This is a genomic window from Agromyces sp. P1_H4 (assembly GCF_056405255.1).
The window spans coordinates 1-3,714 of sequence record NZ_JBFUCL010000362.1 but is presented as its reverse complement, the minus strand read 5'-3'; the positions used below and the strand labels follow the sequence as shown (position 1 = coordinate 3,714).

Genomic DNA, 3,714 nt, shown 5'->3' with positions numbered 1-3,714 from the left:
GCCCCAAACGCAACGACCGGGGTGGCGACCGGGCGCAAGGAAGCGCCAGAGGTTCCTCATCGAGCAGGAGCGGACAGGGCACCGGGCGCGACGCATCACGGGGTGGCGGGGAGAAGCGTCCCTATTCCGGTGGCGGGGAGAAGCGTCCCTATTCCGGTGGCGGGGAGAAGCGTCCSTAYTCCGGTGGCGGGGAGAAGCGTCCCTATTCGGGTGGCGGGGAGAAGCGTCCGTACTCCGGTGGTGGCGAGAAGCGTCCCTATTCGGGTGGTGGCGAGAAGCGTCCGTACTCGGGTGGTGGCGAGAAGCGTCCGTACTCGGGTGGTGGCGAGAAGCGTCCSTAYTCSGGTGGTGGCGAGAAGCGTCCCTACTCCGGTGGTGGCGAGAAGCGTCCGTACTCCGGTGGTGGCGAGAAGCGTCCGTATTCGGGTGGTGGCGAGAAGCGTCCCTACTCCGGTGGCGGCGAGAAGCGTCCGTACTCCGGTGGTGGCAATCGCTCCGACGATCGACGTGGACCTCGGCCCGATGCCCGCGGACCGAAGTACGAGGAGCCGCGCGAGAACTTCGGCGCCGCGAACCTCGCGGTGCGTCCGCGTCATGACGACCCAGAGATCCCCGACCGCATCGAGGCGCGCGACCTCGATCGTGGAGCTCGCGCCGAACTCAAGACGCTGAGCAAGGAGAACGCCGACTGGGTCGCGCGGCACCTCGTCGCGGCATCCGAGTACCTCGATGAGGACCCCGAGCTCGCCCACCAGCACGCGATGTCCGCCGCTCGGCGAGCCGGGCGCATCGCCGTGGTCCGCGAGACCCTGGCCATCACGGCGTATGCGACCGGCGACTTCCAGCTCGCGCTCCGCGAACTGCGTACGTTCCGTCGGATCTCCGGGAGCAACGACCAGCTGCCCCTGATGGTCGACAGCGAACGCGGCGTCGGACGACCCGACCGGGCGCTCGAGGTCGGTCGCGCCGTCGACCGGAATGAACTGCCGGCTGCGGTGCAGGTCGGACTCGCGATCGCGATGTCGGGTGCCCGCCTGGACCTGGAACAGCCCGAGCTCGCGCTTGCGGAGCTCGAGATCCCCCAGCTCGATCCCGACCGCGCCTTCTCGTACAGCCCCGCGCTGTTCGCGGCCTATGCCGAGGTGCTCGAGGAACTCGGGCGTGATTCGGAAGCTGCGGACTGGCGTTCCCGTGCGAACCGGGCGGAGGAAGCGCTCAACGGGCCCGCGGCGGAATCCGAGCTCGTCGAGATCTTCGAGGTCGAACTCGAGGACGGTGTGGAGCACGACGAGACGGCGGCACACAGCACATCGGTGATTGCCGACGTCGTGGTGACTGATCCGGTCGCCGCCGAGTCGGCGAACCCGACGCCTGTCGTGCACGACGAGCGTGCCGGCGACCCCGGTGACGTGCTCGAGGACGATGTCGCCGCCGTGCTCGCAGAGGGCGAGGCACTCGAGCGGGACGACCCCACCGATGACAACGAGGACGCGCCCGATGGGCCTGTTCCGCACGAGGACTGAGCCGACCACCCCGCTCGAGGGGATCGACGCGGTGTTCGCCGACCTGGACGGCGTGGTCTATGCAGGCTCCGGTGCGATCCCGCACGCGGTGGAGAGCCTCAATCGCGCCAAGGCGCAGCGTTCGGTGGGCTACATCACGAACAACGCGTCGCGCAGCGATGCATCCGTCGCCGGCCACCTGGCCGAGCTCGGCCTCGCGGTCGAGCCCCACGATGTCGTCACGTCGCCGCAGGCCGCCATGCGACTGCTCGAGGAGCGTGTCGACCCCGGCGCACTGGTCTTCGTGGTCGGCGGTGAGGGCATCGTGGTCGAGCTCGAGAAGCGCGGCTTCCGCGTGACGCGCTCCGCCGATGACGCACCCGACGCGGTCGTGCAGGGCTTCGCTCCCGAGGTGGGATGGCGCGAACTGGCCGAGGCCTCGTTCGCGCTCAACGCCCACGGCGGTCCGGATGCCGCCACGGCAGGCATCCCGTGGATCGCGACGAACATGGACTGGACGATCCCCGTCGCTCGCGGCATCGCCCCCGGGAACGGGACCCTCGTCTCCGCGGTGCACACCGCCGTCGGCCGGTTCCCGGTCGTCGCCGGCAAGCCGGAGACGCCGATCTTCGATGAGGCGAAGCGTCGATTCGGCGCCGACCGACCGCTCGTCGTGGGCGACCGCCTCGACACCGACATCCTCGGAGCGAATCGGGCCGGGATGGCGAGCGCCGTGGTGCTCACGGGCATCGACCGCGCGAAGCAGGTGCTCGCCGCGGATGCCGCGAGCCGGCCCGACTTCATCCTGCGCGACCTGCGCGGGCTGCACGAGCCGTACCCGGTCGTCGAGGCGGTGCGTGGTGGTGGGGTGCGCGTGAACGAGGCGCGCGTGCGGGTCGACGGCCGCAAGGTCGTGATCGTCTCGCCCGGCGACGGCGGGCTCGACCTGCTGCGCGCCGCCTGCGCGGCGATCTGGCAGTCGGGCACCGCGATCCACGCCCTGGATGTGCCTCCGAGCCTCTACGCGTGATTCGTGCCACCGCGGCGTCGGCTGGTCGGGGTAGCGTTGGTGCGATGAGCACCGACGACCTCCGAGAGCCAGACGACGTCGACGGCGTCGAGGCGGCTGCCGCCGCATCCGCAGACGCGTCCGGTGCCGTGTCGGGCTCGGGTGAGGCGTCGGACGACGCGGCGGCCGACATCCACGACATCGAGTCGGTTCCGCTGGCCGAGCGGGCGCCCCGCTACCAGGAGCTCGCAGATCGCCTTCGCTCCGAGCTCGAGCGATCCGACCCGTCGCGCGACCCGAACTGACGATGCTCGAACAGCGACTGGATGCGGCGCTGGCCGCGCGTGGGCTCGCTCGGTCGCGCACGCAGGCCGCGACGCTGATCGCCGCGGGCGTCGTGACGGTCGACGGGCGGCCGGCGCTGAAGCCGTCGCTGAAGGTGCCGGAGTCCGCGGAGCTGGCCGTCGCGGCATCCGACCACTACGTCAGCCGAGGCGCGCACAAGCTCATCGCCGCGCTCGACGGGTTCGCCGTCGACCCCGCCGGGCGCGTGGCGCTCGATGCGGGCGCGTCGACCGGAGGATTCACGCAGGTCCTCCTCGAGCGCGGCGCGCGCACGGTGCTCGCGGTCGACGTCGGCCACGGCCAGCTCGCGCCCGAGCTGCACGGCGCACCCGGCATGGTCCTCGTCGAGGGATGCAACGTGCGCGACCTCGATCGCGCGGCACTCGCCCGGGCCACGGGGGTCGACGAGCCCCCGTCGCTCGTGACTGCCGACCTCTCGTTCATCTCGCTGACCACCGTGATGCCGGCGCTCCGGGCGACCGGGGCCGACGACGCCGACTTCGTGCTGCTCGTGAAACCGCAGTTCGAGGTGGGCCGCGGGGGCGTGCGCGAGGGCGTGGTGCGCGATGCCGCGCTCCGGGCCGAGGCGCTGGCGAACGTGCTCTGGGCCGCGTTCGACCTCGGCCTGGGCACCGCGGGAGTCCTGTCCTCCCCAATCGTCGGAAGCCATGGGAACCATGAGTATCTCGTGCACCTCAGCGCAGCGCGTGGGGTGAATCCGACAGAATGGATGCGTCGGGTGGACGAAGTGACAGGAGGCGCGATCGCGTGAACGACGCACGGCACTTCCTCGTGGTCTCCCACACCGGCCGTCAGTCCGCACTCGAAGCGACCGGCGAGGTGTGCACGCAGTTGCTC

The 3,714-nt window shown here is 71.0% G+C and carries 4 protein-coding genes; all 4 read left to right on the top strand.

All coding sequences use genetic code 11. The features are described from left to right. Window positions 1-1,523 (top strand): hypothetical protein (locus AC1DY2_RS17090; RefSeq protein WP_476763501.1); only part of this gene is annotated, 1,523 nt, incomplete at its 5' end. Further along, a complete protein-coding gene (locus AC1DY2_RS17085; RefSeq protein WP_476763500.1) occupies window positions 1,498-2,532 on the top strand; it encodes an HAD-IIA family hydrolase in 1,035 nt (344 codons plus the stop codon). The genes AC1DY2_RS17090 and AC1DY2_RS17085, both read left to right, overlap by 26 nt. 44 nt (window positions 2,533-2,576) lie before the next feature. Then, a complete protein-coding gene (locus AC1DY2_RS17080; RefSeq protein ID WP_309977952.1) occupies window positions 2,577-2,816 on the top strand; it encodes a hypothetical protein in 240 nt (79 codons plus the stop codon). A gap of 2 nt (window positions 2,817-2,818) precedes the next feature. Beyond that, window positions 2,819-3,628 carry a TlyA family RNA methyltransferase gene (locus AC1DY2_RS17075; protein ID WP_476763499.1) on the top strand — a complete coding sequence of 270 codons (810 nt, stop codon included), beginning with the start codon at window positions 2,819-2,821 and terminating at the stop codon, window positions 3,626-3,628. Window positions 3,629-3,714 lie beyond the last annotated feature (86 nt).